The organism is Limosilactobacillus pulli (assembly GCF_947381555.1).
Taxonomy (GTDB): Bacteria; Bacillota; Bacilli; order Lactobacillales; family Lactobacillaceae; genus Limosilactobacillus; species Limosilactobacillus pulli.
On sequence record NZ_CANCWQ010000054.1, the window covers coordinates 1 to 4,029 of the forward strand.

Annotated in this window: 3 protein-coding genes; all 3 read left to right on the plus strand. The window is 40.3% G+C overall.

Going from position 1 to position 4,029, the window contains the following annotated elements:
* Positions 1–797 precede the first annotated feature (797 nt).
* Positions 798–1,805 carry a hypothetical protein gene (locus QOS03_RS08925; protein ID WP_283576165.1) on the plus strand — a complete coding sequence of 336 codons (1,008 nt, stop codon included), beginning with the start codon at positions 798–800 and terminating at the stop codon, positions 1,803–1,805.
* The gene (locus QOS03_RS08930; protein ID WP_283576166.1) at positions 1,805–2,527 is read left to right on the plus strand and encodes a hypothetical protein; all 723 of its coding nucleotides are present in this window, start codon (positions 1,805–1,807) and stop codon (positions 2,525–2,527) included. Before QOS03_RS08925 ends, QOS03_RS08930 begins: the two co-directional genes overlap by 1 nt.
* A 658-nt stretch (positions 2,528–3,185) precedes the next feature.
* Positions 3,186–3,776, plus strand: coding sequence for a recombinase family protein (locus QOS03_RS08935; protein ID WP_283576167.1), 591 nt, complete (start codon positions 3,186–3,188; stop codon positions 3,774–3,776).
* Positions 3,777–4,029: the final 253 nt, after the last annotated feature.

Here is a 4,029-nt window from a genome sequence, read left to right on the forward strand (position 1 = left end):
CAATTAGTATAAAAAATTGTAGGAAAACCGACAATTTCAAATCGGTGTTTTCCTACATTTTAGAACCGGTGTTAACAATGGAAAGCCGTACGGGATAAAGTGGCTGATATGGACTTACAAGAGGGCTACAACGATACAGAGCTAGTAATAGATAGCCTAGTACGAAACATCAATAGCAATCAGTTAGCCCTGCTACGGACTTTAGCATATGGCGAGCAGACTGCATCTTATATCAAGGGTGCAATTGATATGTACAATCATATCGGCTGGAAAGACTAGGCAAAAGGGCTGCATTTTTGGGCCATGAAAGCCATGAAAACAAAATGAAAACTTTTCAAAATATCGTGAAAGCGACTGAAAAAAATAAACTTTTAAAGTACTGCATTGTCCTGTTTTTTTGGGTTGTTTCATGTTTTCATTTAGTAATGTGAGTACTTTACAACGGCTTAAAACGTTTGCAGGACGGGCGTTTAAGGCGTACAATAGTACTAATTTTGAGAATAAAAAAAGCCCTAGGCATGGCAGTGCATAGGACGAACAAAAAGTATAGTATATGATGTTCAACGTTGTTAGATGTGGTAGATCAAAAAAGCATGGCAGTGCTTTTCGAAAATCTTTTAACGTTGGGTGTTTCTCATGTATATATTTGAATGGCTATTTAACGGCTTTTCATATATATATAACGCTTATTATTATAGCTTTTGAGTTGAGAATAAGCAAGAAAAATGTAGGTTGACAACCTATTCTGTTCGTCCCTATCTAGCCATTGATTGCAGGGCTGGAAAGGGATTTTTAAATTGCTGTATACAAGTACTAAAACAGAATATAAACAGCTGACTAGGGCTGACAATATCAACACGTACGTGGCTCATAATGACGGTCTGACGGTTGTTAGTGAATCTAGCCATGTAGTTACACCTGCAAAAGCAAAAGGCCGTACACGGGCTTCTAAAGGAGCTAGAACGAGCGTACAGAGAGCTAAAGACCGTAGCCGTTGGTTGGATAGCCTTTATAACAATTACAGTGATCGTGGCGTTGATAGTCTACGTTGCGCCTTTTTTACAGGCCATTTCAATGCTGAAAGTAAGTCAACAAAGGTAACGAACAACAGAATTGAACGCTTTTTGAATAGCTTGCCTTTTGCAGTTGAGTGCTGGACAAGCGTTGTCGAATATGACCAATACGGCCTCACTCATGTACATCTGCTGATTAGGGCCTCTAGTAGCGTGTTAAACCGTGGCGTCAACTATCTGCATAATGAGCTGATTGAGAGCTTTAAGCCATTTGGACAAGCTCATTCTGAACGAATCTTTGACCTTGACGGGCTAGGGCGTTACCTTTGCTTATCGAACGTCAACAAGGCTACAAGCGTTAAACAGGCCGTGCAGGACGAGCAGGAAAGTAAGGCTATCTACAACACTGTAAAGGCCCTAGATGTGCCTGCAGGACTTAAAAACAAGGCCAAAAAAGAGTGGCGTAAAAGCCATATGAACAAAAAGAAAGCCGTAGCGAAAGCCTATGAAAAACGGTCTGATAAGATTATGAAAAAGTCTTACGGCCAAAATCACGGCATTAAAGTACGTTGTTGCAGGACGGACGTGTGGGCTTTTATCACTGAACATGGACGCTATCAAGGGTCAACGATTACCCGTATCACTAGCATTGATGAGTGGGGAAACGAACATCTTGTCAACGTGATTAAAAGGGATGTATATCGTTTAAATGATACGGATACAAGAGAGTTGCAACGCCTGCTAGGTGCAGTAAAAGCATATCAGAACGCAGTAAAGGCGGTGGCCGCCTAATGGACGTAATGACTATGCAAGACCTGCAGGCCGTAAACATGGTGCTTAGAGAGTGTAGCACGTGCATACCCGTTGAACTAGAGCATGACGTGGCAATAGTAGATCTAACCAGTATTGACTTGGATAAGCTAGGACGTGGCTTGTCTAGTGCTTGCATCCCTAGACTGCTTAGAGCGTACCGACCAGATGAAAAGGCCGTTACATGGTGGCTAAAAGGCAATCAGACGACACGAAAGTACAAGACACTGACAACTGCAAGAGTGAGTGCGTTTAACAAGCAATTAGATGTGTTTAGCCCTACTGGTAAGCCTTATACATTGAGCAAAAAAGGCCGTGGCAACAGGCGTTACCTAGGATTCGGAATTAGGGTTTTTGGGCAGAATCACACTAGTTACTGCCATAATTTTATAATGGCTGAAAGCATGAGTAGAGTTTGTCCTAGTGCTTGGAACAGAGTTAAAAGTGCGTGGGACGAGGATTACCTAACTTGGACTGGATATACGGTTCATCATATCCTACCCTATGAAACGTCAACCATTGCGGGCAATACACCGCTTAACTTGATTTTGCTTGATGACTGGACACACGAAACAACAAAAGTGCAATACAATCAGTTAAGACGCAGGATAATTGACCATGATGTAGATATGAGTAAAACTCTGATTTTACCAAAATCTGCAGGTCTACAAACCATTCAAAACATACCTGCAATTGGGTGTTAAGATGGGGCTAGTTAGCACAAAACAACGAAAATATAGAGAGATACCCGTAGTGAGTAGCTTAACAAACACACCATAGGTCTTATTAAACGCTGCATTTTTTGGCCCTTTTTGACCTATGCAAGCGCTATCTTATAAGGGATGCTATTCATTTCAAAGTGCATAAAGTAATAGCAAAGTGGCGTAAAGTACCATGAAATCGGTGTTTACGAAAAATGAATAAAACGAGTAAAGCAGGTAGATACACACAAAATCGCCTGCTTTTCATTTTTCGGTTGAAAAATCGTGCGTATTGGCCCTAAAAACAGATGTGTTTAGTAGAAAATGCAAGAAAAGGTACTAAACAAAAATAGGACGTAATAGCCCAAAAAACAGATGATGTTTAGTATTTTTAAGGCCCTTTTTGAGCCAATTATGAACCTGCAGGACGTGGCAAAACAAGTCTTAGTATTATATACCAAATTCATCTCAAAACGTCCCTTAAAGCCTTATGTACCAGTGCATTGCACGATTGAACTTTTTTGCAGAATATTGTAAAAGGTGGGTCAATTAGTGGACAATAGTTGACCTAGGTAAGTGAGTGTGATAAAGTGTAAACATAAGCTAGTTCAGAAAGTTGGTGCAGAAAGTAACATCAACATCAAGAAAGTGAGTGTTTAGGATGATATATGGATACGCAAGGGTTAGCGGTACTGGACAAGACTTAGAATTGCAAGTAAAAGAGCTAGAGCAGGCAGGCGTACCAACTGAAAACATCTATGCTGAAAAGTTTACAGGTACGACTAGAAACAGACCAAAATGGCAAAAGCTATATGATAACCTGCAAAAAGGTGATGAGATTTACTTTACTAAGGTTGATAGAATTGGCCGTACAGTACGGGTCGCGGTTGATATCGTGGATGACTTGTTGAGCAAAGGCGTTAAGGTTTATATCGTGCAGTTAGGTGGCTATGTAGATAACAAAACACCTATTGGAAAGATCATGTTTAACTTTTTAACGGTTATGGCTGAATTCGAACATGACTTGATAGTCGAGCGCTTAGCCAATGGTAAGGCGTATGCTAAAAAGCACAATCCTAACTATCGTGAGGGTAGGCCAAAACGTAGAATCACGAATCGTTATAAAAAGATTTATGAATACTCATTAACGCATTCAATTAGAGAAACTGCATTGACAACTGGTGTAAGTGAATCGACTGTAAAGCGGATTAAGCGTCAAATCAGAGAAAGTGAGAGTGAACAGAATGGCTAACCAACTAGAAATATTAAAGTTAATGGCAAAACTGGACACGGACACGGCTATTACGTTCCTGCAGGTGCTTGCTGATGATATGTATGATGTTCACGACGACTATGCTAGAATCGTGATGTATTGTAATGACTTATTAGGCCAATACAGGCCCTTAAACAGTGATGAAACACCATGGATGTCAACACCGATTTTAAAATGTAGGATTTCACCGGTTTAAAAATGTAGTTTTTCACCGATTTGTTTCTGTTGTCTG

Coding starts and splice junctions, on each gene's coding strand:
- QOS03_RS08930 (WP_283576166.1), top strand. CDS start 1,805: ATGGACGTAATGACTATGCAAGACCTGCAGGCCGTAAACATGGTGCTT.
- QOS03_RS08935 (WP_283576167.1), top strand. CDS start 3,186: ATGATATATGGATACGCAAGGGTTAGCGGTACTGGACAAGACTTAGAA.